The 25,371-nt window shown below is 66.0% G+C and carries 21 protein-coding genes and 1 riboswitch; of the genes, 13 read left to right on the forward strand and 8 right to left on the reverse strand.

Annotation, left to right across the window (positions count from 1 at the left end; translation table 11 throughout):
* The first annotated feature begins 1 nt into the window (after position 1).
* The gene (locus AC13GI_RS15775) at positions 2-574 is read left to right on the forward strand and encodes a YceI family protein (protein WP_099818880.1); all 573 of its coding nucleotides are present in this window, start codon (positions 2-4) and stop codon (positions 572-574) included.
* 87 nt (positions 575-661) lie between these two features.
* On the opposite strand, the gene AC13GI_RS15780 is transcribed toward AC13GI_RS15775, so the two are convergent.
* Positions 662-892 (reverse strand): glutaredoxin family protein, encoded by a 231-nt coding sequence (locus AC13GI_RS15780; RefSeq protein WP_099818879.1) that lies wholly within the window; start codon positions 890-892, stop codon positions 662-664.
* A gap of 101 nt (positions 893-993) precedes the next feature.
* Between AC13GI_RS15780 and AC13GI_RS15785 the strand changes: the two genes are divergently transcribed.
* Both AC13GI_RS15785 and AC13GI_RS15790 read left to right on the forward strand, forming a co-directional pair.
* Positions 994-2,376: an L-serine ammonia-lyase gene (locus AC13GI_RS15785; RefSeq protein ID WP_165377854.1), complete on the forward strand. Its 1,383-nt coding sequence runs from the start codon at positions 994-996 to the stop codon at positions 2,374-2,376.
* A 121-nt stretch (positions 2,377-2,497) separates the two neighbouring features.
* Positions 2,498-3,493, forward strand: coding sequence for an alpha/beta fold hydrolase (locus AC13GI_RS15790; RefSeq protein ID WP_482996772.1), 996 nt, complete (start codon positions 2,498-2,500; stop codon positions 3,491-3,493).
* Positions 3,494-3,583: 90 nt separating this feature from the next.
* On the opposite strand, the gene AC13GI_RS15795 is transcribed toward AC13GI_RS15790, so the two are convergent.
* The 3 genes from AC13GI_RS15795 to metX are packed head-to-tail and all read right to left on the reverse strand — an operon-like array spanning position 3,584 to position 6,911.
* Positions 3,584-4,651, reverse strand: coding sequence for a homoserine dehydrogenase family protein (locus tag AC13GI_RS15795; RefSeq protein WP_482996773.1), 1,068 nt, complete (start codon positions 4,649-4,651; stop codon positions 3,584-3,586).
* A complete protein-coding gene (locus tag AC13GI_RS15800) occupies positions 4,648-5,883 on the reverse strand; it encodes an O-succinylhomoserine (thiol)-lyase (RefSeq protein WP_482996774.1) in 1,236 nt (411 codons plus the stop codon). Before AC13GI_RS15800 ends, AC13GI_RS15795 begins: the two co-directional genes overlap by 4 nt.
* Positions 5,880-6,911: a homoserine O-succinyltransferase MetX gene (gene metX, locus AC13GI_RS15805; protein WP_099818875.1), complete on the reverse strand. Its 1,032-nt coding sequence runs from the start codon at positions 6,909-6,911 to the stop codon at positions 5,880-5,882. The genes AC13GI_RS15800 and metX overlap by 4 nt, the downstream gene beginning before the upstream one ends.
* Before the next feature lie 76 nt (positions 6,912-6,987).
* Positions 6,988-7,106, reverse strand: a riboswitch (SAM riboswitch).
* 138 nt (positions 7,107-7,244) lie between these two features.
* Between metX and AC13GI_RS15810 the strand changes: the two genes are divergently transcribed.
* The 4 genes from AC13GI_RS15810 (at position 7,245) to AC13GI_RS15825 (ending at position 12,645) form a co-directional block, all read left to right on the forward strand.
* A complete protein-coding gene (locus AC13GI_RS15810) occupies positions 7,245-8,129 on the forward strand; it encodes a M23 family metallopeptidase (RefSeq protein WP_099818874.1) in 885 nt (294 codons plus the stop codon).
* A 74-nt stretch (positions 8,130-8,203) separates the two neighbouring features.
* Entirely contained in the window at positions 8,204-9,808 is a 1,605-nt protein-coding gene (locus AC13GI_RS15815; RefSeq protein ID WP_482996775.1) for a peptide chain release factor 3, read from the forward strand.
* A 96-nt stretch (positions 9,809-9,904) separates the two neighbouring features.
* Positions 9,905-10,543 carry a PAQR family membrane homeostasis protein TrhA gene (gene trhA, locus AC13GI_RS15820; RefSeq protein WP_099818873.1) on the forward strand — a complete coding sequence of 213 codons (639 nt, stop codon included), beginning with the start codon at positions 9,905-9,907 and terminating at the stop codon, positions 10,541-10,543.
* A gap of 128 nt (positions 10,544-10,671) precedes the next feature.
* Positions 10,672-12,645: an AsmA family protein gene (locus AC13GI_RS15825; RefSeq protein ID WP_482996776.1), complete on the forward strand. Its 1,974-nt coding sequence runs from the start codon at positions 10,672-10,674 to the stop codon at positions 12,643-12,645.
* 183 nt (positions 12,646-12,828) lie between these two features.
* Here the strand turns inward: AC13GI_RS15825 and AC13GI_RS15830 are convergent, their stop codons facing one another.
* The 3 genes from AC13GI_RS15830 to mtgA all read right to left on the reverse strand — a co-directional run bounded on the left by AC13GI_RS15830 (position 12,829) and on the right by mtgA (position 15,095).
* Positions 12,829-13,260, reverse strand: a complete 432-nt coding sequence (locus tag AC13GI_RS15830; RefSeq protein WP_025877817.1) for a CBS domain-containing protein — start codon at positions 13,258-13,260, stop codon at positions 12,829-12,831.
* The gene (locus AC13GI_RS15835) at positions 13,220-14,239 is read right to left on the reverse strand and encodes a glycosyltransferase family 2 protein (RefSeq protein ID WP_482996777.1); all 1,020 of its coding nucleotides are present in this window, start codon (positions 14,237-14,239) and stop codon (positions 13,220-13,222) included. The genes AC13GI_RS15830 and AC13GI_RS15835 overlap by 41 nt, the downstream gene beginning before the upstream one ends.
* Positions 14,240-14,345: 106 nt before the next feature.
* Complete coding sequence (mtgA, locus tag AC13GI_RS15840; protein WP_176019899.1) at positions 14,346-15,095, reverse strand: monofunctional biosynthetic peptidoglycan transglycosylase; 750 nt, start codon at positions 15,093-15,095, stop codon at positions 14,346-14,348.
* Between the two features lie 77 nt (positions 15,096-15,172).
* On the opposite strand from mtgA, the gene hslO reads away from it, so the two are divergent.
* The 3 genes from hslO to AC13GI_RS15855 all read left to right on the forward strand — a co-directional run bounded on the left by hslO (position 15,173) and on the right by AC13GI_RS15855 (position 20,178).
* Positions 15,173-16,066, forward strand: coding sequence for an Hsp33 family molecular chaperone HslO (hslO, locus tag AC13GI_RS15845; protein ID WP_482996778.1), 894 nt, complete (start codon positions 15,173-15,175; stop codon positions 16,064-16,066).
* A gap of 120 nt (positions 16,067-16,186) precedes the next feature.
* On the forward strand, positions 16,187-17,041 hold the full coding sequence (locus tag AC13GI_RS15850; protein ID WP_482996779.1) for an XOO1806 family protein: 855 nt from the start codon (positions 16,187-16,189) through the stop codon (positions 17,039-17,041).
* 374 nt (positions 17,042-17,415) lie between these two features.
* Complete coding sequence (locus AC13GI_RS15855; protein ID WP_482996780.1) at positions 17,416-20,178, forward strand: TonB-dependent receptor plug domain-containing protein; 2,763 nt, start codon at positions 17,416-17,418, stop codon at positions 20,176-20,178.
* A gap of 137 nt (positions 20,179-20,315) precedes the next feature.
* Here AC13GI_RS15855 and AC13GI_RS15860 read toward each other — a convergent pair whose 3' ends face one another.
* Positions 20,316-20,918, reverse strand: a complete 603-nt coding sequence (locus AC13GI_RS15860; protein WP_025877807.1) for a TetR/AcrR family transcriptional regulator — start codon at positions 20,916-20,918, stop codon at positions 20,316-20,318.
* Positions 20,919-21,060: 142 nt separating this feature from the next.
* Between AC13GI_RS15860 and AC13GI_RS15865 the strand changes: the two genes are divergently transcribed.
* The 3 genes from AC13GI_RS15865 (at position 21,061) to AC13GI_RS15875 (ending at position 24,984) form a co-directional block, all read left to right on the forward strand.
* Positions 21,061-21,978 carry an alpha/beta fold hydrolase gene (locus AC13GI_RS15865; protein ID WP_482996781.1) on the forward strand — a complete coding sequence of 306 codons (918 nt, stop codon included), beginning with the start codon at positions 21,061-21,063 and terminating at the stop codon, positions 21,976-21,978.
* Positions 21,975-24,452 (forward strand): acyl-CoA dehydrogenase, encoded by a 2,478-nt coding sequence (locus AC13GI_RS15870; RefSeq protein ID WP_099818865.1) that lies wholly within the window; start codon positions 21,975-21,977, stop codon positions 24,450-24,452. Before AC13GI_RS15865 ends, AC13GI_RS15870 begins: the two co-directional genes overlap by 4 nt.
* A 64-nt stretch (positions 24,453-24,516) precedes the next feature.
* A complete protein-coding gene (locus AC13GI_RS15875) occupies positions 24,517-24,984 on the forward strand; it encodes a hotdog fold domain-containing protein (protein WP_482996782.1) in 468 nt (155 codons plus the stop codon).
* Positions 24,985-25,371 lie beyond the last annotated feature (387 nt).

Here is a 25,371-nt window from a genome sequence, read left to right on the forward strand (position 1 = left end):
GATGAACCTGAAACTGACCACCCCGGCCGCCGTGGCCGCCGCTCTTGCCGGCATGCTGGCCACCGCACCGGTGCTCGCCGCCGATTACGCGCAGGCCCCAGGTGCCGGTTCGTTCCTGGCCTTTGCCACCAAGTACGACGGTGAAGTGTTCACCGGCAGCTTCCCGGGCTTCGCCACCAAGCTCAGCTTCGACCCCGCCAACCCGGCTGCCGGTTCGCTGGACGTGGTGATTCCGCTGGCCGGCGCCAAGAGCGGCAACAGCGATCGCGACTCCACCCTGCAGGGCGCGGACTTCTTCAACGTCGGCAAGTTCGCTACTGCACGCTACACCGCCAAGGGCTTCCGCGCGCTTGGCAACGACCAGTTCGCCGCCGATGGCACGCTGGAACTGCGTGGCGTCAGCAAGCCGGTCACCTTCACCTTCACCTGGAAGCCCGGCGCACAGCCGGTGCTGACCGGCAAGGCCACGGTCAAGCGCCTGGACTTCGGTGTCGGCGGTGGCGACTGGGCCGATACCAAGACCATCCCGGACGAAACCGCGATCAGCACGATCGTGAAGTTCGACGCGAAATAAGACGCCCTGGCGTCCGCGGTAGCGCCGGGCCATGCCCGGCGGCTTCCCCGATGGCCGCGCTTCGCGCTCGCCGGGCATGGCCCGGCGCTACCTGCCGGCGGCCAACCAGGCCTGCACCGCCGCCGCATCGAACGGCCAGTCCAGCTCCCGCCCGCCGGTCTCATCACGCAGCACCGGCAGCCGCGCCCCATAACGCGCCTCCAGCGCCGGCTGGTCATCGAGAAACACCGATTCGAACTCGGGCGCCCGCGCCTTCGCCAGTTCGGCCAGGGCCATGTCACACAGATGGCAGTCGTCACGCTGGAACAGGGTCAACACCGGGGTTTGCTCCCTTGGCGGAAATGCTGCGCCGCAGTCATGGAAGTGCGGCGTGAACCGCTAGAATAGCGGTCTCTCCCGGTACCCGCAGTACGGCAACCATGGCTGTCAGCACGTTCGACGTTTTCAAGATCGGCATTGGCCCGAGCTCCTCGCACACCGTCGGGCCGATGAGGGCCGCCGAGCGCTTCATCCATCGCTGGCTGCTCGACCCGGGCAAGCTGGGGGAGGTCGCGCGCATCCGTGCCGATGTGTACGGCTCGCTGGCGCTGACCGGTCGCGGCCACGGCACCGACAAGGCGATCCTGCTGGGCCTGGAAGGGCAGCGTCCGAACCTGATCGACCCGGACATCATCCCGTCCACGCTGGAGCGCATCCGCAGCAGCAAGCGCATCGTGCTGATGGGCCAGCACGAGATCGCCTTCGACGAAAAGCGCGACCTCGGCCTGAACAAGCGGCAGAAGCTGCCCTATCACACCAATGGCATGCGCTTCACCGCGTACAACGCCGATGACGAAGTGCTGGCCACCCGCGATTACTACTCGGTCGGCGGTGGCTTCGTGGTCAACCAGGACGATGCGGCCGATGACCGCATCGTGCCGGACGAAACGCCGTTGCCCTACCCGTTCAAGAGCGGCGACGAGCTGTTGGCGCAGACCGCACGCAGTGGCCTGAGCATCGCCCAGTTGATGTTCGAGAACGAGAAGTGCTGGCGCAGCGAAGACGAGATCCGCGACAACCTGCGCGAGATCTGGAGCGCGATGCAGGCCTGCGTGGCGCGTGGCATCCGTGAGGAAGGCGTGCTGCCGGGTGGCCTGAAAGTGGGCCGCCGCGCACCGGCGCTGTACCGCGAACTGTCGTCGAAGCCGGAAGCGGCGATGCGCGACCCGCTGACCACGCTGGACTGGGTCAACCTGTACGCGCTGGCCGTCAATGAAGAAAACGCCGCCGGCGGGCGCGTGGTCACTGCGCCCACCAATGGCGCGGCAGGCGTACTGCCGGCCGTGCTGCACTACTTCGACCGCTTCTGCCCCGGCGCGAACGAACAGCGCGTGTTCGACTTCCTGCTGACCTCGGCGGCGATCGGCATCCTGTACAAGGAAAACGCCTCGATCTCCGGCGCCGAAGTGGGCTGCCAGGGTGAGGTCGGCGTGGCCTGTTCGATGGCCGCCGGTGGCCTGGTCGCCGCGCTGGGTGGCAACCCGAGCCAGATCGAGAACGCGGCGGAAATCGGCATGGAGCACAACCTCGGCCTGACCTGTGACCCGATCGGCGGCCTGGTGCAGATTCCGTGCATCGAGCGCAACGCGATGGGCGCGGTGAAGGCGATCAACGCCTCGCGCATGGCCATGCGCGGCGACGGCAAGCACAAGGTGTCGCTGGACAAGGTCATCAAGACCATGCGCGATACCGGCCGCGACATGCAGGACAAGTACAAGGAAACCAGCCGCGGCGGGCTGGCGGTGAACGTCATCGAGTGCTGAGTTGTAGAGCCGAGCCCATGCTCGGCTGATGAGGGAGCCGAGCATGGGCTCGGCTCTACAGCGGACGGCGTCGTCACCGCTTTGCGGTTAGGCTCGAGGCTCCCCTGCCCCGGAATGTCCCATGCGCGTGATCGCTGCAGCCCTGCTTGCCTGCCTTCCGTTGTCCGCTCTCGCTGCGCCCACCTATGGGCCGCGGCTGGAGGGATTCGATTACGGCTATCCAGTGAAGACCTTTGCGCTGGAATCGCAGCGCCAGCCGCTGGAAATGGCCTATCTGGATGTCGCGCCGAAGAAGACGCCGATCGGCGTGGTGGTGCTGCTGCATGGCAAGAACTTCTGCGCAGCGACCTGGAGGGAGACGATCAAGCCGCTGGTGGCGGCAGGCTACCGGGTGATCGCGCCGGACCAGGTGGGGTTCTGTAAATCAAGCAAGCCCGAGCGCTACCAGTATTCCTTCGGGCAGCTGGCCGACAATACCCATGCGCTGCTGCAGCAGCTGCAGCTGGGTGACGTGCCGGTGCATGTGGTCGGTCATTCGATGGGCGGCATGCTGGCCATCCGCTATGCGCTGATGTATCCGCAGCAGCTGCGCAGTCTGTCGCTGGTCAATCCGATCGGGCTGGAAGACTGGAAGGCGCTGGGCGTGCCCTGGCGCAGCGTGGACGCGTGGTATGCCGGCGAAATGAACATCAGCTATGACAGCATCCGCCGCTACCAGCTGGACGTGTACTACGACGGCAAGTGGAAGCCGGCGTACGAACCGTGGGCACGCATGCAGTCGGGCATGTACGAGGGCCCGGGCAAGCAGCAGGTGGCCTGGAGCCAAGCGTTAACCTCGGACATGGTGTTCAACCAACCCGTCGTCCATGAACTGAAGAATCTGCAGGTACCGACCACGTTGTTCATTGGCCAGAAGGACCGCACGGCGATCGGCCGTGACCAGGCATCGCCCGAACTGAAGGCGACGCTGGGCAACTACCCGGCACTGGGCAAAGCGGCAGCGGCGGCGATACCCGGCTCGACCCTGGTCGAGTTCGCGGCGCTGGGCCATTCGCCGCAGGTGCAGGATCCGAAGCAGTTCAATGCGGCACTGTTGAAGGCACTCAAAGTGCGTTGACGTTCCGTGACCGCCGGGCATGGCCCGGCGCTACCCGGATCGGTGTCGGTGGCACCGGGCCATGCCCGGCGAGCGCAGCGGCCGCTGGGGTCAGCCCACGATCCGCAGCACGTCATCCAGCAGCGCCGCTGCGGTCACTTCCGCACCCGCGCCCGGCCCCTGGATCAACAGCGGCTGCACGCGATAGCGATCACTGTGGATGGCCACGCGGTTGTCGGTGCCCGCGCCCTGCGCCAGCGGATGGTCGGCCGCCAGCTCACGCAGGCCTACCTGCGCACCCTCACCGTCGACGCGCCCGACAAAACGCAGCACCCGACCGTTGTCGCGCGCCTGCTGCCAACGCGCCTGCAGCGGTGCGTCCAGCTGCTCCAGCGCATTCAATGCATCGTCCAGCGGCAATGCCGCCAGCGTATCCGGCACCAGTGAATCGACCTGCACCTGTGAGGCGTCCAGTGCCAATCCGCTGCTGCGCGCCAGGATCAACAACTTGCGGCGCACATCCTCGCCGGACAGATCCAGTCGCGGGTCCGGTTCGGTGTAACCAGCCGCCAGCGCTTCACGCACCGCCGCCGAGAACGGCGACTGGCCGTCATACCGGTTGAACAGCCACGCCAGCGAGCCGGAAAGCACGCCCTCGATGGCATGGATGTGGTCGCCACCGGCCACCAGCGCACGCAGGCTGCTGAGCAACGGCAGACCCGCGCCGACGGTGGCACTGTCGCCGTAGCGTGCACCGCTGTCGGCGCAACGGTCGGCGATGGCCTGCGCGCGCGACAGCTGCGCACCGCGGCCAAGCTTGTTGGCGGTCACCACGTGCACGCCGCGCGCCAACCACTGCACATGGCGCGCCGCTACGTCTTCGCTGGCGGTGGCATCGACCACCACGTCACCACGCTCCAGCCCTTCGGCGCTGGCCCAGGGTGGCGAACTCTGCCCATCGCGCGGTGCACGGCGTGCCAGTTCCAGCGGCAACGCCAGATCGCGGTCGATCGCCAGCGCCGTGCGTGAATTGGCCAGCCACTGCACGCTGGGCAACTCCAGCCCACGTGCCTGCAGCGCCTGGTAGCGCTGTACGAAGGCCGAACCGACGGTGCCGGTTCCGAGCAGCGCCAGGCGGCCGGTACCCAGCAGCGGAATCTCGACAGGCAAAGCGCTCATGCGTCTGCCACCTGTTTGCCGCGTGCCACCGCGTCGATCACCGCTTCGGCACGTGCCAGTGCGGCGTCCAGATCCGCCAGCAGGTCGCGCTCGCCCTCGATACCGACCGACAGCCGCAGCAGGCCTTCGCTGATGCCCGCAGCAGTGCGCGCTTCGGCCGTCATCGCCGCGTGGGTCATGGTTGCCGGATGTGCGATCAGGCTCTCCACCCCACCCAGCGACTCGGCCAGCGTGAAGTAGCGCAGGCCATCGACAAACGCGCGCACAGCGGCATGCGGATCATCGCCGGCACAGCTGGCGAGTTCGAAGGACAGCATTGCGCCGAAGCCACTCTGCTGGCGGGCGGCAACGGCGTGGCCCGGATGATCGGCCAGGCCCGGATAGTAGACCTTGGCCACCGCCGGGTGCGCATCAAGCAGTGCCACGATCGCGGCGGTGTTTTCCTGGTGCGCGCGCAGGCGTGCATCCAGCGTGCGCAGGCCGCGCAGAGTCAGGAACGCATCGAATGGCGAACCGGTAAGGCCCAGTGCATTGCCCCACCACACCAGCTGTTCGTGCACGGTGGGATCGCGGGCAATCACCGCACCACCGACCACGTCGCTGTGGCCGTTGATGTACTTGGTGGTGGAGTGCAGCACCACGTCCGCACCGAACGACAGCGGTTGCTGCAATGCCGGCGACAGGAACGTGTTGTCCACCACCACCAGCGCACCGGCCTTGTGCGCGGCATCGATCACGAAGCGCAGGTCGGTGATGCGCAGCAGCGGGTTGGACGGCGTTTCCACCAGCACCAGCTTCGGCTGCGTGGCCAGCGCCTGGGCCAGCGCGCGTGGGTCGGTCAGGTCGGCGGTGACCAGTTCGAAATGGCCCTTCTTCGCCAGCGCGTTGAACAGGCGCCAGCTGCCGCCGTACGCATCATGTGGCACCACCAGGGTATCGCCCGGCTGCAGCAGTGCGTTCAGCACCAGGTTGATCGCGCCCATGCCAGTGGCCGTGACCACGCCGCCGGCGCCACCTTCCAGTTCGGCCAGCGCTTCGCCCAGCAGGTCGCGGGTGGGGTTGCCACTGCGGGTGTAGTCGTACTGGCGCTTGTTGCCGAAGCCTTCAAAGCTGAAGTTCGACGACAGCACGATCGGCGGCGTGACCGCGCCATGGGCGGTGTCCCGATCGATGCCGGCGCGGACGGCGGCGGTGGTGCGACAACAGGACGGTTCAGCGGCGTGCAGGCTCATGCGGACTCTCCAGAAGTGCGGAAGGCGGTGGCGAGGATCGCGTCGATGCGATCGGTTTCTTTCAGGAATGCGTCGTGACCGTAGGGCGAGCGCAGCACGCGCAGGCTGCCGCGCGGGCCCAGTCCCTCGACCAGACCGACCAGGTCGGCCAGCGGCACCAGGCGGTCGCCTTCAACGGCGACCACCACGGTCGGCGGCAGGATCGCGGCCGGGTCCACGCGGTGCAGGTCGATCGACTCGGACAGGCGCAGGTAGGCATTGACCGGCGTGCGCGCCACGTACTGCGCGCCTGCCGCGTCGAGATAATCTTCGGCGGCGACACGGACGCGGCCATTGACCACTTCCGGTGCCGCGTCGAAGCGCTCGCCGAATTCTTCCGGCGTGCGATAGCTGAGCATCGCGAACTGGCGGGCCAGCGCCAGGCCATGGTCTTCGCCACACTGCAGCTGGCCCAGCGCAACGGCACGGCGCTGCAGCGCACGCCAGGCGGCGGCATACGGATGCGGACGGTGCGCGCCGCTGACCAGCACCAGCTGGCGTACCCGTGCGCGATGACGGATCGCGAACTGCTGGCCGACCAGCGCGCCGTAGGAATAGCCGACGAAGGCCTTCAGCGCGCGGATGCCGAGGTGGTCCAGCAGCAGGGCCAACGCATCGGCCTGGTCGGCGGTATCGATCGGCACATCCAAGGCACCGTCGGCACCGATGAAATCGAACGCGAGCACACGCAGCTGCTGCGGATCGAGTGCGCGACCACTGCCGACCAGGCCTTCGGCCCAGCCCTTCTCGGTGAACTGCGCATTGGAGGCCACGTGGCGGTGCGCGGAAATGCCGCCGGCCAGCACCACCACCGGTGCGTTGACCGGACCGACCCATTCATAGCGCAGGCGCACCGGGCAAGGGCCGGCATGGCGCATCGACAGCACGGCGGCGAACTCGCCGCGCTCGGCGTGCACGCGGTCATCGACCGGCACGCTGACGGGGACAAAGGGTTCGGGGCGAAGCACGGTGCTGGTGGCGAAGCTCATGGCGGGTTCCGGTAGGGAAATCGGCCATCGAGCCTTCGCGGGGCTCGCGTTCGAAATGCACGTGGTGTGCAGGTTCGAACCATCTTTCGGTGGACGCCACGGTCCCCGCAGGATTTGGCACCTACGCAGGCGCTTTCGCGTCTGCGGGCTGCCCCGGCTTCAAAGGGCCTGTCCCTCTGCCGGTCTCGATGGTGGAGCCACGATGCCAGCGCTTTCCGGGCATGTCAATCCCTTCATGCGGATAAAGCGATGAATGAATGCGGAGACCCCGACCCTTCCCCCTTCCCGGCAGCTTGCGTAGAGTCCCGGCGGTCCATGTCGCTGGAGCCTTCGATGCGCCGCCTGCCCCTGTCCTGCCTGCTGCTGCCCCTGTTGGCGAGCGCCTCCGCGAACGCCGCCGACTGGCGCCAGGGCTGGGGACTGGTGCCGAAGACTGCAGCCGCGCGCAGTGCCGAGACGGCGCCGCAAGCTGCGTCGATGGCACGCCTGCGGCTGCAGCCGCTGGGCGACCAGTGGCAGGCGCGGATCGACAATCCGCTGTCCGGCCCGGTGCAGATCGAGCTGCGCGCGGCCCCCGGCACGCAGGTGGACGGCCTGCCGCTGCAGTCGCTGGTGCAGGCCACCGGCAGTCTGGTGGTGGGCCACCTGCCCTCCCCCTCCAGCGGCAGGGCGCTGGACCTCCGCCTGCAGTCGGTGCCGGGCAATCCGGCCGCGCGCGCCGAGGACGTCGCCTACCGCCTGCCGTTCGAGGCTGTCCAGCTGCGTGTGGACCAGGCCCCGCAGGGCCGGTTCAGCCACGATGACGAGGAGAACCGCGACGCCATCGACTTTGCCCTGCCCGAAGCAACGCAGGTCCTGGCCGCCCGCGAGGGCACGGTGATGCAGGTACAGGATGGTTTCCGCGGCAATGGCCTGGACCGTGAGCGCGATGCCGGACGCGCCAACTTCGTTCGCATCCTGCACAGCGACGGCAGCATGGCGATGTACGCCCACCTGAAGGCCGGCGGCATGCGGGTCCGTCCCGGCCAGGCCGTGCAGGCTGGCCAACCGATCGGCCTGTCCGGCAACAGTGGCTACAGCACCGCCCCGCACCTGCACTTCGTGGTGCAGCTCAACCGGGGCATGGGCCTGCGTTCGGTGCCGGTGCGCATCCTCGCCCCGCAGGGCGAATTGCACTTCGCCCGCGAGGGCAGCGGCGACGCCAGCGCCGGGCGCTGACCCGCCGACGCCGGCAGGCCGGTATAATCGGGCGCTTATCTCTTTGAAAAGCGCCCCGTGCGGGCGCCACTGCCATGTCCGAAGTCGCCACCGAAGCGTCGCGTCGCCGCACGTTCGCCATCATTTCCCACCCTGACGCCGGCAAGACCACGCTGACCGAAAAGCTGCTGCTGTTCGGCGGCGCGATCCAGATGGCCGGCTCGGTGAAGGGCCGCAAGGCTGCCCGCCACGCCACCTCGGACTGGATGGCGCTGGAAAAGGAGCGCGGCATCTCCGTCACCTCCTCGGTGATGCAGTTCCCATACGAAGGCAAGATCATCAACCTGCTCGACACCCCGGGCCACGCCGACTTCGGCGAGGACACCTACCGCGTGCTGACCGCGGTGGACTCGGCGCTGATGGTGATCGACGTGGCCAAGGGCGTGGAAGAGCGCACCATCAAGCTGATGGAAGTGTGCCGCCTGCGCGACACCCCGATCATGACCTTCATCAACAAGCTCGATCGCGAGGGCAAGGAGCCGATCGACCTGCTGGACGAGGTTGAAAGCGTGCTCGGCGTCCAGTGCGCACCGGTCACCTGGCCGATCGGCATGGGCCAGCGCCTGAAGGGCGTGGTCCACCTGATCACCGGCGAAGTGCACCTGTACGAACAGGGCCGCAACTTCACCCGCCAGGATTCGACCATCTTCCCCTCGATCGATTCGCCCGGGCTTGCAGAGAAGATCGGCGAGCGCATGCTGGCCGATCTGCGCGACGAGCTGGAACTGGTGCAGGGCGCCAGCCACCCGTTCGACCTGCAGGCCTACCGGGCCGGCAAGCAGACCCCGGTGTTCTTCGGTTCGGGTGTGAACAACTTCGGCGTGCAGCCGCTGCTGGACTTCTTCGTCGAGCACGCGCCGTCGCCGCAGGCACGGTCTACCACCGGCCGCGACGTCGCCCCGCAGGAGCCGAAGCTGACCGGCTTCGTGTTCAAGATCCAGGCCAACATGGATCCGCAGCACCGTGACCGCGTGGCGTTCATGCGCGTCTGCTCGGGCCGGTTCACTGCTGGCATGAAGACCCTGCACGTGCGTACCGGCAAGGACATGAAGCTGGCCAATGCGCTGACCTTCATGGCCAGCGACCGCGAAATCGCCGCCGAGGCGTGGCCGGGCGATGTGATCGGCATCCACAACCACGGCACCATTTCCATCGGTGACACCTTCACCGAAGGCGAAGCGATCACCTTCACCGGCATCCCCAACTTCGCTCCGGAACTGTTCCGTCGCGCCCGCCTGCGCGATCCGCTCAAGCTCAAGCAGCTGCAGAAGGGCCTGGCACAGTTGTCCGAGGAAGGCGCGACCCAGTTCTTCCGTCCGCTGACCAGCAACGACCTGATCCTGGGCGCGGTCGGTGTGCTGCAGTTCGATGTAGCCGCGTACCGTCTGAAGGACGAGTACGGCGTGGAAGCGACCTTCGAGCCGGTCAGTGTCACCACCGCACGCTGGGTCCACTGCAGCAACGAGAAGAAGCTGGAGGAGTTCCGCGAGAAGAACGCGCTGAACCTGGCCCTCGACGCCGCCGGCCACCTGGTCTACCTGGCACCGACCCGGGTCAACCTGCAGCTGGCGCAGGAACGCGCGCCGGACGTGCGTTTCTCGGCAACCCGGGAAGCCGCGCATACGGTCACCGGCAACTGATTGCAGCAACCATACGGTGGCGGGGGTGCACGCGCCCGCCATCGCGGCGATGATAGGGGGGTGCGGGTCCCCCTCCCTGCAGACGATGCCCATGCCATGTCCACGACTTCTGTTGCTTCGATCCGTGAAGAAATTGCCAGCGCCCTGACCCACGGGCTGGGTGCGGTGCTTGCCCTGGCCGCCAGCGCGGTACTGATCACCCTGGCCGCGATCTACGGCGATGGCTGGCAGCTGGCCAGCGCGATCGTGTTCGGCATCGCCCTGCTGCTGCTGTACACCGCCTCCACGCTGTACCACGCCATCCAGCATCCGCAGGCCAAGGGCCGCCTGAAGGTGTTCGACCATTGCGCGATCTATGTGCTGATCGCCGGCACCTATACCCCGTTCACCCTGATCGGCCTGCGCGGCCCCTGGGGCTGGGGCATGTTCACCGCGATCTGGGCGCTGGCGCTCGGCGGCGTGGTGTTCAAGCTGTTCTACACCGGCCGCTTCAAGCTGCTGTCCACGGTGATCTACATCGCCATGGGCTGGCTGGTGGTGGTGGCGATCAAGCCGATGTGGGCCTCGATCGATGGCGGCACCCTGGCCTGGCTGTTCGGCGGCGGCCTGTCCTACACGCTGGGCACCTACTTCTACCACCGCGAATCGATCCCCTATTCGCATGCGATCTGGCATCTGTTCGTGATCGGCGGCAGCGTCTGCCACTTCGTCGCAGTGACCCGACAGGTGCTGTGACCGCTGATCTGCGGTAGCGCCAAGCCCTGCCTGGCAGGCAGGCAGGCAGGCAGGCAGGCGTCCACTGTGCACGCCATGCACATGAACGCTTCGCGCCCCGTCCACCGCGACGGGGCAACCATGGCAGCGTGAATGCTGCCTCTGCTCCTGCTGCTCCCAAGGCGTCGCGCTGGCGCCTGCGTCGCCCCGGTCCACGCGGGCAGCGCTGGCTGGCCGTGCTGATATTCCTGTTCGCGGCGATCCTGATCCTCATCGCCCTGTGGGACTGGAACTGGTTCAAGGGTCCGGTGGAACGTGCGGTGCAGGCCCGTACCGGGCGCGCCCTGCACATCGGCAACCTGGACGTCGACCTCGGCCGCACCACCACCGTACGCGCCGATACCCTCACCTTCGCCAACGCCCCCTGGGCGAAACAGCCGAACATGGCCAGCGCCGACCGGGTCGAGATCGACATACGGGTCTGGCCGTTGCTGCGCGGTAACGTGCAGCTTCCCGAAATCCGCCTGACCCGCCCTGACGTACTGCTGGAGACGGCACCGCGCAAAGGTGACCCGGGCAACTGGAACTTTCTCGGCGACAGCAAGGGCGGCACCACGCCGCAGCTCAAGCGCCTGCGCATCGACGATGGTCGCCTGCAGTTCCTTGACGCTCCAGGCCGCACCGACATCCTGGTGAACGTGCGCAGCGGCGAACCGAAACAGGCCGACGCCGCACCACCGTTGCTGGTGGCCGGCAAAGGTCGCTGGCGGGGCAATCCCTTCGTCCTGAGCGGTGGCACCGAATCGCCGCTGGAACTGACCGACAGCGCCCATCCCTTCCGCATCCACCTCGATGGCCGCGCTGGCGCGACCCATGCCGTTGCCAGCGGCACCTTGACCAACCCGTTCCAGCTGCAGGTGTTCGACCTGCAGTTCGCGCTGAGCGGCGACGACCTGGCCGATCTGTATCCATTGCTGGGCATCGCCATTCCGCCCTCCCCGCCGTATGCCCTCGATGGCCGCCTGAAGCGCGATCACCAGGTGTGGCGCTACGAGCGCTTCACCGGCAACGTCGGCGACAGTGATCTGGGGGGCGATGTGCAGTTCGACGTCTCCCGGGACCGTCCGCGGATGACCGCCAACCTGGTGTCGCGTCGTCTCGATTTCGATGACCTTGCCGGCTTCGTCGGCGCACCGCCGAAGACCGGCGGCGGTGAGACGGCCAATGCAGAACAGAGGGCCGAGGCGGCGCGCGTGGCTGCCAGCGCGAAGGTGCTGCCGGCCACCCCGTACAACCTCGGCAAGCTGCGTGCGATGGATGCCGACGTGCGCTGGAAGGCCCAGCGCATCAATGCGCCGAAGCTGCCTCTGGATGACATGGATGCACACCTGCTGCTGGACGATGGTGTGCTGCGGCTGGACCCGCTGAACTTCGGCGTTGCCGGTGGCGACATCCGCAGCACGATCCGCATGGATGCACGTCGGCCGCAGATCGCAACCTCCTTCAAGGCCAGCGTGCGCGGCGTGCAGCTGGGCCAGTTGTTCCCCGATGCCAAGCTGGCCGAGCAGGCCAAGGGCGGTATCAGCGGCAGTATCGACCTGACCGGCAACGGCAACTCGATCGCGGCGATGCTCGGCAGCAGCAGCGGCAACGTGGCGCTGGGCATGGGCCGCGGCCATGTCGGCAACCTGCTGATGGAAGTGGCGGGGCTGGACATCACCGAGTCGCTCAAATTCCTGTTCACCGGCGACAAACAGATTCCGCTGCGCTGCGCCTTCGCCGATTTCGGCGTGCGCGAGGGCCTGATGCATACCCGGTCGATGGCAGTGGACACCACCGATACGATCATCCTCGGCGAGGGCGATGTCAGCCTGCGCGATGAAACCCTGGACCTGCTGCTGAAGCCACGCCCCAAGGACAGGAGCATCCTGGTGCTGCGCTCGCCGCTGCGCATCGGTGGAACGTTCAAGGACCCGTCATTCCGCCCCGACTTCAAGGCACTGGGTCTCCGTGGTGCGGTGGCGCTGACGCTGGGCAGCATCGCGCCGCCGGCGGCACTGCTGGCCACCATCGAACTGGGCCCGGGCAAGGACGCCGACTGCGGTGGGCACTACGCGAAATAGAGCGGGCGTTCGCGGCGCCTTTGTTTTCCGTGCGGAGAGCCGAAGCAAGGCGACAGGCAGGACACGCCGCACCCGACGCCTTCCCGACGAATCAGGAAGGCACTGCTTTCGTTTTGGCTCTGGCTTTAGTAGCAGTTGCTTGAAAAAGCGGGCCGGCGGGCCGCAGGCCCGCCAGCGACAAACTCACCCCGCCACGATGTACTGCTGCAGCTGATCCAGCTCGCGCCGCTGCGCATCGATCACCGACTTCACCAAGTCACCGATGGAAATGACCCCCAGTACCTGCCCGCCCTCGACCACCGGCAGATGGCGGATGCGGTAATCGGTCACCAGCTGCAGGCAGTGTTCCACCTGCTCACCGGGACTCACTGTCACTACTTTGGCGGTCATGATCTCCGACACAGCGGTATCGCGCGACGAACGATCGTGCAGCACGATCTTGCGTGCGTAATCGCGCTCGGACAGGATCCCGACCAGTCGCGGTCCATCCATCACCAGTACCGCGCCGATGCCCTTCTGCGCCATCAGCCGGATCGCATCGATCACCGCCGCGCCAGGCGCGACCGCATGCACTTCAGGGGACTTGCCGTCCAACAGTTGCCGTACCGACGTCATCTGCCTGCCCTCCCAGGGTGGGTTGCGGCTCCGAGTCTGCCACGGAAGGGGCCAACCATGCGTCAACCAGGTACAACGGCCGTTGCTTGGACTCCTCGTACAGGCGTCCCAGGTACTCGCCGATCAGCCCCAGCGCGATCAACTGCACGCCGCCCAGGAACAGGATCACCGCCATCATCGTCGGCCAGCCGGCCACCCGGTCGCCATAGATCGCCGCCTTGGCGATCACCCAGAGGGCAAACACGAACGCCACGCCCGCGGTGGCCAACCCCATGTAGGTGGCCGCCCGCAGCGGGACCGTCGAGAAGCCGGTGATGCCTTCCAGTGCGAAGTTCCACAGCCGCCACAGGCTGAACTTGCTGCTGCCGGCCAAGCGGGCATGCCGGTGATACGGCACCGCCACGCGGCGGAAACCGACCCAGCTGAAGAGCCCCTTCATGAACCGGTGGCGCTCGCGCATCTCGCGCAATGCGCTCAGCGCGCGCGGCGACAGCAAGCGGAAATCGCCGGTATCGGCCGGAATGGGCGTGCGCGAAAGGCGCCCTATCACCCGGTAGAACATCGATGCGGTCGCACGTTTGCTCCAGCTCTCACCGTCGCGCACCAGGCGGGTGCCGTAGACATTGTCATAGCCCTCGCGCCAGCGTTCGACAAACTGCGGCACCAGCTCCGGCGGGTCCTGGCCATCGGCGTCGAGGATCATCGCCGCGCCTTCGCGCACCTGGTCCAGGCCGGCGGTCAGCGCCGCCTCCTTGCCGAAGTTGCGCGACAGCTTCAGCGCCGATACCCGCGGGTCGGCCTGGGCCAACGAGGTAATCAACGACCAGGTCGTGTCACTGCTGCCATCGTCCACATACAGGATGTGCCCATCGATTTCGGCCAGGCCATCCAGTACCGCGCACAGCCGCGGATGCAGCTGGGGCAGCGCCAGTTCCTCGTTGTGCGCGGCAATGACGAAAGTAAGGCGTTCACGTGTCATCGCGCGATTGTACGTGGTTGACGGACGTGCAGCCCGTCAGTCCACGGTTCGAAGTTCCCGCTTTCCGCACGAATAACAGCGGTACCACCAGCACCGCTCGTGCCCCTCAGTCCTCCGCCAGATACCCCGCTCCACCCAGCTGCCGTGCCTGCCGCTGGATCCACGCCGCACGCCGCTGCACGTACGGGCCGGGCTTGGCCGCGTTGTAGCGACGCGGCGCCGGCAGCACTGCCGCCAGACGCGCGCTCTCCGCAGGGCTCAGCCGTGCGGCGTCCTTGCCCCAGAATGTCTGTGCCGCCGCCTGTGCGCCATACACGCCGTCGCCGAACTCGGCGATGTTGGCGTACATCTCCAGGATCCGCTGCTTTGGCCAGAAGGCTTCGATCAGCACCGTGTACCAGACCTCCAGGCCCTTGCGGATCCAGCTGCGGCCCTGCCACAGGAACAGGTTCTTGGCCACCTGCTGGCTGATCGTGCTGGCCCCGCGCAGGCGCCCACCGCGCGCGTTGTGGTCGCGCGCCTTTTCAATGGCCTGCAGGTCGAACCCACTATGGTCAGGGAAGCGCTGGTCCTCCGCGGCCACCAGCGAAATGGGCAGGCTCGGCGCCATCTGGTCAAGGTCCCGCCACTGGTAGTGCAGCCGGTAGGACCAGTCGCCTTCACCCAGTGCCTCGCCGAAACGCCAGACCATCACCGTGGACAACGGCGGATCGATGAAACGCAGCACCAGCACCTGCAGGCAGCTGAAGGCCACGAACAGCACCGGCAGCCACAGCAGCCGCTTCCAGCGCCAGCGCCGACGTGGCGCCGTGTCGGCGGCGGCCACTACCTTGTCCTGCTCTCCCCCTGCCCCCATTACTGGTGCATCCTTCTTATGCCTGGTTGTCGGCGCATTATCCGGCAACCATCCCCGTTTACGCGCGATGTGAGCCGATGACCGCCCAATCCGATTCCCTTATCCGTTTCCTGCTCCCCGACGCCGGTGTCCGTGGCGTCCACGTGCGCCTGCAGGCCACCTGGCAGGACATCCAGTCCCACGGCGAATACCCGGACAGTGCCACCGAACTGCTCGGCGACGCCTGCGTGGCCTCGGCGCTGTTCACCGGCCACACCAAGGTGGACGGCCGCCTGTCGATCCAGCTGCGCAGCAATACCGCGCTGCGCACCCTGTTCGCCGAATGCACCGCCGCCGGCACCCTGCGCGGCATCGTCCAGCTGGCCGAAGGGGGTGACGCCCCCCGCGACCTGACCGAACTGGGCCAGGACGCCCTGCTCGCCATCACCATCGAGAATCCGGGCCTGGATCCGCGCGAACCGCAGCGCTACCAGAGCCTGGTCGCGCTGACCGCGCCGGAACTGGATGAAGCGTTCGAGGACTACTTCCGCCAGTCCGAGCAGTTGCCGACGCGGCTGCTGCTGGCCGCCGACCGCAACGGCGCTGCCGGCCTGCTGCTGCAGAAGCTGCCGGGCGACGAGGGCGACGACGACGGCTGGGCCCGCGCCAGCGCGCTGTTCGACACCCTGGGCAAGGCCGAGCTGCTGGCCACCCCGGCCGAGGAACTGCTGCACCGGTTGTTCCACGAGGAGAAGGCGGAGCTGGTGGGTGACAAGGCGCTGTCCTTCGCCTGCTCCTGCTCGCGTGAACGGGTCGCCTCGATGCTGTTCTCGCTGGGCGAGGAAGAGGCCCGTGCCGCTGCCGAAGACACCGGCGCGGTGGACGTACGGTGCGAATTCTGCGGACAGGAGTATCACTTTCCGTTGACGGAGTTCGGCATATTGTTCCACGGTGCCCAGGGGGCTGTACCGGCACCTGAACGTCTTCAGTGAAAACGAACGAGTCTTGTGTCTGGGGAGGAGCAAGGCTTGTTAAGAAATCATAAACACCCTAGGATCGAGTTCCCGCCCCAGCGGGAACTTTCACTGTCCGTCACTGTCTGAACTGGTCCGATGCGTACCTTCCTGCGTCTACCGCTGGCCCTGCTGATCGCCCTTGGCGCGATCACGGGCGTGCATGCGCAGAGCAAGGACACCCGCACCGTGATTCCGGTGTGGAACAAGGGCAGCGGCAAGGTCGAGGCCCTGCTGTACCTGGAGCCGACCGGTGAACAGGCCGTTGGCGCACGCTGGCATTTCGGCCGCAATTCGCTCGACGCTGCGTTCGGCCTGTCTTCGGGCGACTCGCTGGGCCTGCTGTGCAACAGCAGCAGCGGCTCCAGCATCAGCGGACTGGCCAGCCATTGCATGCTGGCCAGCCTGGGCGACGACGATGACGCCATCGGCTCCAACCGGCGCCTGACCGGCACCGCCGCGCTCAACCGGGGCACCGGCCGCCTGGGAATCACTGCCGGCGCCGGCCGCGAGACCCTGCCCGCCTGGCTGGCGACGCCCAGCAAGACCCCGTCGCTGCGCGCCGAACAGAATGACCTGACCGTGTTCGCACAGAAGAACATCGGTCGCGAAGGCTTTGTCTCCATCGCCGGCACCTATGCCAAGGCGCGCCTGGTACCCCTGGCTGACGCCTCGCCGGCCATCGTCGACCGCTGGGACAGCAAGAGCCTGAGCCTGGGCGCTGGCTACGGCAATTTCAGCGGCAGCATCATCGGCCGCGTGGTTGACGTTCCGGGCAAGCCCGGCAAGTGGGAAGGCCTGGGCATCGGCCTGACCTGGCGCACCCCGTGGTCCGGCCAGCTCACCGTCGGCGCCGAGAACGTCATCAGCCGCGGCAAGAACCCATTCTCCCCGCGCAACGAAAGCAACGATGACGGCACCGTGCCGTACGTCCGCTACGAGCAGGATCTGTAGTCGCCTACGACTGGTAACAAGCAGTGTTCAACATCGGGCGCCCTGGGGCGCCCGAATTGTTTCCGGACACTTCTGTCAAGTGCGAAAAGCACCTATTCGTTACAAACAGATACAACGCGACATGCATCAACTGAAACTTTTTTGTGCTTCGAAGGCGTGCAGAGGTTGCGCCGCCCCTGCGCGCAACCCGATAACTCGTTGAAATAAAAGAAATCAAAGCCCATTCATGTGTAACCACAGCGTGAATTAACACAGCTTTAATTTTTGGCAGAGGGCCGTTACTATCGATTCAGCCTCGCGATTTTGGAGCCTTCTTTTTTGGCGCCGCCGCGAAGGCACTACCCCAGCCAAGATTTCTTGGAGAGAGAGAGCCAATGAATTTCCAGTCCAACAAGCTGCGTGACGCTGTCGTCGTCGCGCTGATCGCCGGTGCGGCGACGTCCGTAACAGCCCAGGCGCAGGAAGCGACCAACCTGGATCGCATCTCGGTGACCGGTTCGCGCATCAAGAGCACCGACATCGAAACCTCGCAGCCGGTCCTGAGCCTGACCCGCGCCGACATCGAAAAGCAGGGCGTGACCTCAGTCGCCGACATCCTGCAGCGCATCGCCGCCAACGGCGCCGCTCTGAACCGCACCTTCAACAACGGTGGCGACGGTTCATCCGGCATCAGCCTGCGCAACCTCGGTTCGGACCGTACCCTGGTGCTGGTCAATGGCCGCCGCTGGACCACCGGCCTGGACGGCAGCGTCGACCTGAACACCATCCCGACCGCGATGGTCGAGCGCATCGACGTCCTGAAGGACGGCGCTTCCACCATCTACGGTTCGGACGCCATCGCCGGCGTGGTGAACATCATCACCAAGCAGAACTTCGACGGTGCCGAAGCGAACTTCTACAAGGGCCAGTACAGCGACGGTGACGGCGAGCGTGAAGCGGCCGACTTCACCATCGGCACCACCACCGATCGCGCATCGGTGATGCTGGGTGTCTCCTACGTCAAGGAAGGCAAGGTCATGGCCGGCGATCGCAAGATCTCCGCTGGCGGCCCGCCGTTCTTCAGCGGCCAAAGCAGCACCGGCATGCCGGGCTCCTACATCCGTGACGAAGAGCGCTATGTCCAGATCAACGGCGTCGAGACGCCGTTCAACGCCAACATCCACGGCTACAACACCGCTCCGGACAACTACCTGCTGACCCCGCAGGAGCGTACCTCGCTGTTCGCGTCGGGCTCGTACAACGTCACCGACAACATCACCTTCCGTACCGAGGCGATGTACAACGAGCGCAAGTCCGAGCAGCTGCTGGCGGCCATGCCGGTCACCGGCATGCGTCTCAGCGCCAACAGCATGTACAACCCGACGGGTGAAGACCTGACCGGCGTCAATCGTCGCTTCAATGAAAGCGGCGGCCGTTCGTTCAACCAGAACGTCAAGAACTGGCACTTCTACGGTGGCTTCGAAGGCTTCTTCGAATTCGCCGACCGCAACTTCGACTGGGATGTCGGCTACCGCTACGACAAGACCGACCAGAACGACCTGACCTACGGTCTGTTCAACCTGGCCAACCTGCGCAACGCCTACGGCCCGTCGGAAATGCGTGGCGGTGTGCCGGTGTGCGTCTCCGCTCCTGGCGGCGACATCATCGCCGGCTGCGTGCCGGTCAACGCTCTGGGCCCGGAAGGCTCGATCAGCCAAGCTGCGATCGATTACACCTCGTTCACCGCACACGATTCGTCGAGCCTGGTGTCCAAGGGTTACTACGCCAACATCTCTGGCGAAATCGTGCAGCTGCCGGCCGGTGCTCTGGCCTTCGCTGCCGGTTACGAGTACCGCAAGGAAACCGGTCAGTTCGATCCGGACGCCTTCATCGCTGCGGGCCTGAGCACTGGCAACGGCGCCAAGCCGACCAAGGGTGGCTACGACCTGGACGAAGTGTTCCTGGAACTGTCGATCCCGGTGTTGGCTGATCTGCCGGGCGCCAAGCTGCTTGACTTCAGTGCCGCGACCCGTTACTCGAAGTACAGCAACTTCGGCAATACCACCAACAACAAGTTCGGTTTCCGCTGGAAGCCGATCGACGACCTGATGATCCGCGGCAACTACTCGGAAGGCTTCCGCGCGCCGAGCATCAGCAATCTGTACGGTGGTGACGGCGATTCGTACGAAACCTACGCTGATCCTTGCGCAGCCGCCAATGGCCCGACCGGTGCCGTGCTTGCCCAGTGTATTGCCCAGGGGGTGCCGGCCGGCTTCGTCCAGCCGGGTACGGAAGATGAGGATGGCGTGCCGCAGTCGGGCGCGACCCAGACCGAAGAACCGTTCACCTGGAAGTCGAACCCGAATCTGAAGCCGGAAACCTCGACCAGCAAGACGCTGGGCCTGGTGTGGAGCCCGAGCTTCGTGACCGGCCTGAACGTGACCCTGGACTGGTGGCAGATCAAGATCGAAGACGCCATCACCCGTCCGGCGATCCAGGACATCATGAACTACTGCTACGGCGGTTCGCCGGCCGAGCAGGCAGCGTACTGCGGCCTGATCACCCGTGATCCGACCTATGGCACCACCGCGCAGCGTTACACCATCACCAACGTCGACATGCCGCTGCAGAACCTGGCGTCGTACAAGGTGGAAGGCTGGGATCTGGGCGTCCTGTACCGTCTGCCGGAAACCTCGTTCGGCCAGTTCACCATCAGCTGGGACAGCACCTATCTGGCCAAGTGGGAAACCAAGGCCACGCGCGACTCTGAAGTGGAAGGCCGCCAGGGCCGTTACCTCGACCAGGATCCGTACTGGCGCATCCGTTCCAACCTGTATGTCGATTGGTCCTTCGGTGACTTCGGTGTCAATTACGGCCTGCGTTACAAGTCCGGCATGACCGAAGACTGCCTGCTGGGCGGCGCGCTGCGCAGCTACTGCTCCGATCCGGAAGGTCGCAAGAACCACATGGGTGCCACCACCTACCACGACATCCAGGTGCGCTACAACACCCCGTGGAAGGGCACGATCATGCTGGGTCTGAACAACGCATGGGACAAGCAGCCGCCGGTCTCGTACTCGACCTCGTACAACATGTTCGACCCGCAGTACGACCTGCCGGGCCGTTACATGTACATGCAGTACAAGCAGAAGTTCTGATCGATTCATTGATCAGCTGATGCAGCAACGGCCCCGAAAGGGGCCGTTGTTTTTTGTACGTACGCTGCTGGCGTCGACGCCAACGAAAAAGGCCGCGGCATTGCCGCGGCCTTTCTGCATCCAGCGATGAAGAACGCTCAGCCGTTCGGAATCAGCGTGTCGATGAGGTGTTCGACATACGCTTCGAAATCCTCGCGTGCCTGCTTGGGCTGCTGCAGCTGCAACGACAACTGCAGGAAGCCCACATACGCTGCATAGGCCAAGCGTGCGCGGTGGCGTGCATCGGTCGAGCTCAGGCCCGCCTGGCGGAACGAGGCGATCAGGTAATCGAGTCGTCGCTGCGAAACACGGTCGATCACCGGCCGCACCATCGGATGGTCAAGGGCCTTCAGCAGCTCGCTGTAGATGATGTGCGGCTGCACTTCGTGCGCCACCATCTGGAACAACTGGCGCAGGCGCACGCGCGGATCCGGCACGTCTTCCAGGCTGCCGAACACCTGTTCCTGCTCGAACAGTTCCCAGCGTTCCAGCGCGGCCTGCAGCAGCGCATCACGCGAGGGGAAGTGCCAGTAGAAACTGCCCTTGGTCACGCCAAGGCGGCGCGCCAGCGGTTCCACCGCGACGGCACTCACACCTTGCTCGGCAATCAGATCGAGGGCCGCCTGGGCCCAGTCTTCGGCACTCAGGCGGCTGTTGCGGCCGGCACGCGGTTCGCCGGCGGAAGCGTCAGGTTGATTCATTTGCTGATTTAACCATACGCCGGGGTTCGTTGCAGTACGCGGTTGCGGCCGAAACCGTCGGCAGCCGGGCCAGAAGGGATTCCTGCGACGCACCATACCGTGCAGTATTGACTTCCTGCAGAAGCAATCCATACTAGCGAGTATGGTTATGTCCCCGACTCCCGCTGCATTCCATGACCTGCGCCTGGAGGCCGCCCACGGCGCCTCGCTGGCTGCAACTGCCAGCACCTCCGGCCGTCGCGGACGCGTACTGTTCGCACACGGCTTTGGCCAGACCCGCCATGCCTGGACGACCACGGCCAAAGCCCTGTCGGCCGCGGGCCTGCAAACCCTGGCCTACGACGCCCGCGGTCATGGCGATTCCGACTGGAACGCGGCCGATCTGGCCTATCACGGCGAGCAGTTCGCCGATGACCTGATCGTGCTGGCCGGCGAGCAGCCGCGACCGCCGGTGCTGGTGGCCGCGTCCATGGGGGGCCTGTTCGGCCTGCTGGCCGAATCACGCTGGCCCGGGCTGTTCTCGGCGATGGTGCTGGTGGACATCACCCCGCGCTGGGACACGGCTGGCGTCGAACGCATCCTTGCCTTCATGACCGCGCACCCGGACGGATTCGCCTCGCTGTCGCAGGCTGCCGATGTGATTTCGGCCTATGTGCCGCACCGCCCGCGCAAATCCGAGGATTCACTGCGCGCCCTGCTGCGCGACGATGGCCACGGCCGTTGGCGCTGGCACTGGGACCCGCGCCTGGTGGCCGAACTGGCCCGCGACAGCGAGCAGCACCAGGACGCACTGGCCGAGGCCGCGCGCCAGGTGAAGTGCCCCCTGCTGCTGGTCAGCGGTGGCCGCAGCGATCTGGTCACCCCGCAGACGGTGGCCGAATTCCTGGCATTGGCGCCGCACGCGCGCCACGTACAGTTGCCGCAGGCCACGCACATGGTCGCCGGTGATGACAACGACGCCTTTACCGCTACTGTGTTGGACTATCTGGACGTGTTGCCCGCAGCGGATGCTGCAGCTTCGTCCGCCATAAACGAGCACGTCACCGGAGCACGCTCATGAGCCTCGTCATTCCCTTCCTCGCCCTGCTGCTGGCAGGCGCGTTCGTTGCCTACCACCGCATGCGCCTGCTGACCTGGACGCTGATCAGCGTGGCCCTGCTGGTCGCCTGCTGGTTCATTCCCTACGTAAACCAGACCGCCACGATCGTCGCTGCTGCCGTATTGGCCGTGATCGTCGTGCCGCTGCTGCTGCCGTTCATCCGCAAGCCGCTGCTGACCGGCCCGATGATGAAGGTGTTCCGCAAGGTGCTGCCGCCGCTGTCGCAGACCGAGCGCATCGCCCTGGAAACCGGCTCGGTCGGCTTCGAAGGCGAACTGTTCACCGGTGACCCGGACTGGAACATCCTGCTGAACTACCCCAAGCCGCAGCTGAGTGCTGAAGAACAGGCCTTCCTCGATGGCCCGGTCGAAGAGCTGTGCAAGATGGTCAACGACTGGGAGATCACCCACGTCCATGCGGACCTGCCGCCGGAACTGTGGAGCTTCATCAAGAAGAACAAGTTCTTCGGCATGATCATTCCGAAGGAATACGGCGGCCTGGGCTTCAGCGCGCTGGCCCACCACAAGGTGATCCAGAAGCTGGCCTCGGTGTCTTCGGTGGTCAGCTCCACCGTTGGCGTACCGAACTCGTTGGGCCCGGGTGAGCTGCTCAACCATTACGGCACCCAGGAACAGAAAGACCAGTACCTGCCGCGCCTGGCCGATGGCCGCGAAGTGCCCTGCTTCGGCCTGACCGGTCCGTTCGCCGGCTCGGACGCCACCTCGATCCCCGATTACGGCATCGTCTGCAAGGGCGAGTGGAACGGCGAGCAGGTCCTCGGCGTCAAGCTCACCTTCGACAAGCGCTACATCACGCTGGCCCCGGTGGCCACGCTGATCGGCCTTGCCTTCCGCATGTACGACCCGGATGGCCTGATCGGCACCACCCGCGATATCGGCATCACCCTGGCCCTGTTGCCGCGTGACACCGCCGGTGTGGAAATCGGCCGTCGCCATTTCCCGCTCAACTCGACCTTCCAGAACGGCCCGATCCGTGGCAAGGATGTCTTCATCCCGCTGACCCAGCTGATCGGCGGCGCCGAGAAGGCCGGCAAGGGCTGGAACATGCTCAACGAGTGCCTGGCCGTCGGCCGCTCGATCACCCTGCCCTCCACCGCCAGCGGCGGTGCCAAGGCCGGCGCGGTGGTGACCGGTGCCTACGCGCGTATCCGCAAGCAGTTCGGCCTGTCGGTCGGCCGCTTCGAAGGCGTGGAAGAAGCGCTGGCCCGCATTGGTGGCAAGGCGTACAAGATCAGCGCGCTGTCGCAGGCCACCGCTGCCGCTGTGGACCGCGGTGACGTGCCGTCGGTGCCGTCGGCGATCGCCAAGTACCACTGCACCAACATGAGCCGTGAAGTGATCTCGGACGTGATGGACGTGATCGGCGGCAAGGGCATCATCCTGGGGCCGCGCAACTTCGCCGGCCGCAGCTGGCAGGCCGCGCCGATCGCCATCACGGTGGAAGGCGCCAACATCATGACCCGCAGCCTGCTGATCTTCGGCCAGGGTGCGATCCTCTGCCACCCGTGGGTACTGAAGGAAATGAAGGCGGCGCAGGATCCGGACACCCGTGCCGGCCTGCAGGACTTCGACCGCAGCCTGTTCGGCCACATCCGCTACGGCATTTCGAATGCCGTGCGTTCGTTCTGGTTCGGCCTGACCGGTGCGCGTTTCGGCGCGGCCCCGGGCGATGCCTACACCCGCCGCTACTTCCGCAAGCTGGACCGTTACTCGGCCAACCTGGCGCTGATGGCCGACATCTCGATGATGACGCTCGGCGGCAAGCTGAAGTTCAAGGAATCGCTGTCTGGCCGCCTGGGCGACGTGCTGAGCCACGTCTACATGACCAGCGCCATGCTCAAGCGCTATCACGACGAAGGCGCACCGCAGGCCGACCAGCCGCTGCTGGCCTGGGCTTTCCATGACAGCGTGCACAAGATCGAGGAATCGCTGTCGGCCGCGCTGCGCAACTTCCCGATCCGTCCGATCGGCTGGTTGATGTGGGCACTGATCTTCCCGCTGGGCCGTCGTGCCGAGGCCCCCGGCGACCGCCTGAGCCGTCGTGTGGCTGCGCTGCTGATGGCACCGAACGAAGCCCGCGACCGCCTCGCCAGCGGCGTGTTCCTGACCCCGTGCGAGAACAACCCGGGCGGCCGCATCAACAGCTACCTGAGCAAGGCGATCATGGCCGAGCCGGTGGAGCGCAAGTTCATCAAGGCGCTCAAGACCAAGGGCATCGAAGCGCTGGATTTCGTCACCCAGTTGGACGAGGCCGTGGCCGAAGGCGTGATCACCCAGGACGAGCGCACCCTGCTCGAGGAGCTGCGCACGCTCACCCTGGAAACCATCACCGTGGACGACTTCGATCCGGAAGAGCTCCGCTCGGCGGGCTACTACAAGCGCGAACAGAAGGGCGCGCAGTCGCAGGCCGCGTGATCGCAGCCACCATGTAAACGACAACGGCGGACTTCGGTCCGCCGTTTCTTTAGGGAGACACCCGATGTCTGCTCCACTGCTTACGCTTTACCACCGCCTGCAGCGCTGGCCTGCCGGCAACTGGTTGTTCTCGCGCGCGGTGTGCTTCAAGGCCCCCTACTTCGCCAGCATCGCCCCGCGCATCACACGCCTGGAGAACGGCCGCTGCGAGGGCCTGCTGGTCGACAGACGCAAGGTGCGCAACCACATCGGCACGGTGCACGCGATCGCGATGTGCAATCTGGCCGAGCTGACCGCCGGGCTGATGGTGGATGCGTCGCTGCCGAAGGGCATGCGCTGGATCCCCAAGGGAATGCAGGTGCAGTACCTGGCCAAGGCCCGCGGCACGCTGCACGCGACGGCGTTGCCGGCGCAGCCGATCGTGGTGGCGGCCGAAGGTTACGCGTTGCCGGTGACGGTGAGCGTGCGCGACCGCGCGGGCACGGAGGTATTCAGTGCGGTGATCGACATGTGGGTGTCGCCGGCGAAGTGATGTTCCCGCGAACGGCGCAGCCCCTCGTGGGTTGGTCGCTGGAAGCGGGTCATGGGTTGGGCCGGAGGGGTGGGATGCCCAGGGGACGCCGTGAATACGTCCCTGTAGGCTCGGGCGCGCCATCCACGGCGCTTACGCCCCTGCGCATCCCACCCCTCCGGCCCCTGACAGATCTCTGCGGCGTCCACCCACGGAAAAGAAAAAAGAAGAGCAAAAGCAAAAAGCGGCCCAGCGGCCGCTTTTTTGCTTTTCGGTGTTGCTGTTGCTGTTGCTCTTGATCTTCTTTTTCTTCTCCGTGGGCTGGCCGCACACGGAAACTGTCAGGGGTGGGGCGGGTGGGCCGTGCAGGGGCGGTGGGGCCCAGGCTGGGGCCCGCGGGCGTAAACC

Source organism: Stenotrophomonas sp. 82F1 (genome assembly GCF_056861525.1).

What these genes read in the sequence shown, in the direction of transcription:
- metX (WP_099818875.1), bottom strand. Translation starts at nt 6,911, where the DNA reads ATGAGCTTCGCCACCAGCACCGTGCTTCGCCCCGAACCCTTTGTCCCC.
- AC13GI_RS15815 (WP_482996775.1), top strand. Translation starts at nt 8,204, where the DNA reads ATGTCCGAAGTCGCCACCGAAGCGTCGCGTCGCCGCACGTTCGCCATC.
- AC13GI_RS15850 (WP_482996779.1), top strand. Translation starts at nt 16,187, where the DNA reads ATGCGTACCTTCCTGCGTCTACCGCTGGCCCTGCTGATCGCCCTTGGC.
- AC13GI_RS15790 (WP_482996772.1), top strand. Translation starts at nt 2,498, where the DNA reads ATGCGCGTGATCGCTGCAGCCCTGCTTGCCTGCCTTCCGTTGTCCGCT.
- trhA (WP_099818873.1), top strand. Translation starts at nt 9,905, where the DNA reads ATGTCCACGACTTCTGTTGCTTCGATCCGTGAAGAAATTGCCAGCGCC.
- AC13GI_RS15860 (WP_025877807.1), bottom strand. Translation starts at nt 20,918, where the DNA reads ATGAATCAACCTGACGCTTCCGCCGGCGAACCGCGTGCCGGCCGCAAC.
- AC13GI_RS15775 (WP_099818880.1), top strand. Translation starts at nt 2, where the DNA reads ATGAACCTGAAACTGACCACCCCGGCCGCCGTGGCCGCCGCTCTTGCC.
- hslO (WP_482996778.1), top strand. Translation starts at nt 15,173, where the DNA reads ATGACCGCCCAATCCGATTCCCTTATCCGTTTCCTGCTCCCCGACGCC.
- AC13GI_RS15835 (WP_482996777.1), bottom strand. Translation starts at nt 14,239, where the DNA reads ATGACACGTGAACGCCTTACTTTCGTCATTGCCGCGCACAACGAGGAA.
- AC13GI_RS15785 (WP_165377854.1), top strand. Translation starts at nt 994, where the DNA reads ATGGCTGTCAGCACGTTCGACGTTTTCAAGATCGGCATTGGCCCGAGC.
- AC13GI_RS15795 (WP_482996773.1), bottom strand. Translation starts at nt 4,651, where the DNA reads ATGAGCGCTTTGCCTGTCGAGATTCCGCTGCTGGGTACCGGCCGCCTG.
- AC13GI_RS15870 (WP_099818865.1), top strand. Translation starts at nt 21,975, where the DNA reads ATGAGCCTCGTCATTCCCTTCCTCGCCCTGCTGCTGGCAGGCGCGTTC.
- AC13GI_RS15810 (WP_099818874.1), top strand. Translation starts at nt 7,245, where the DNA reads ATGCGCCGCCTGCCCCTGTCCTGCCTGCTGCTGCCCCTGTTGGCGAGC.
- AC13GI_RS15800 (WP_482996774.1), bottom strand. Translation starts at nt 5,883, where the DNA reads ATGAGCCTGCACGCCGCTGAACCGTCCTGTTGTCGCACCACCGCCGCC.
- mtgA (WP_176019899.1), bottom strand. Translation starts at nt 15,095, where the DNA reads ATGGGGGCAGGGGGAGAGCAGGACAAGGTAGTGGCCGCCGCCGACACG.
- AC13GI_RS15875 (WP_482996782.1), top strand. Translation starts at nt 24,517, where the DNA reads ATGTCTGCTCCACTGCTTACGCTTTACCACCGCCTGCAGCGCTGGCCT.
- AC13GI_RS15865 (WP_482996781.1), top strand. Translation starts at nt 21,061, where the DNA reads ATGGTTATGTCCCCGACTCCCGCTGCATTCCATGACCTGCGCCTGGAG.
- AC13GI_RS15855 (WP_482996780.1), top strand. Translation starts at nt 17,416, where the DNA reads ATGAATTTCCAGTCCAACAAGCTGCGTGACGCTGTCGTCGTCGCGCTG.
- AC13GI_RS15830 (WP_025877817.1), bottom strand. Translation starts at nt 13,260, where the DNA reads ATGACGTCGGTACGGCAACTGTTGGACGGCAAGTCCCCTGAAGTGCAT.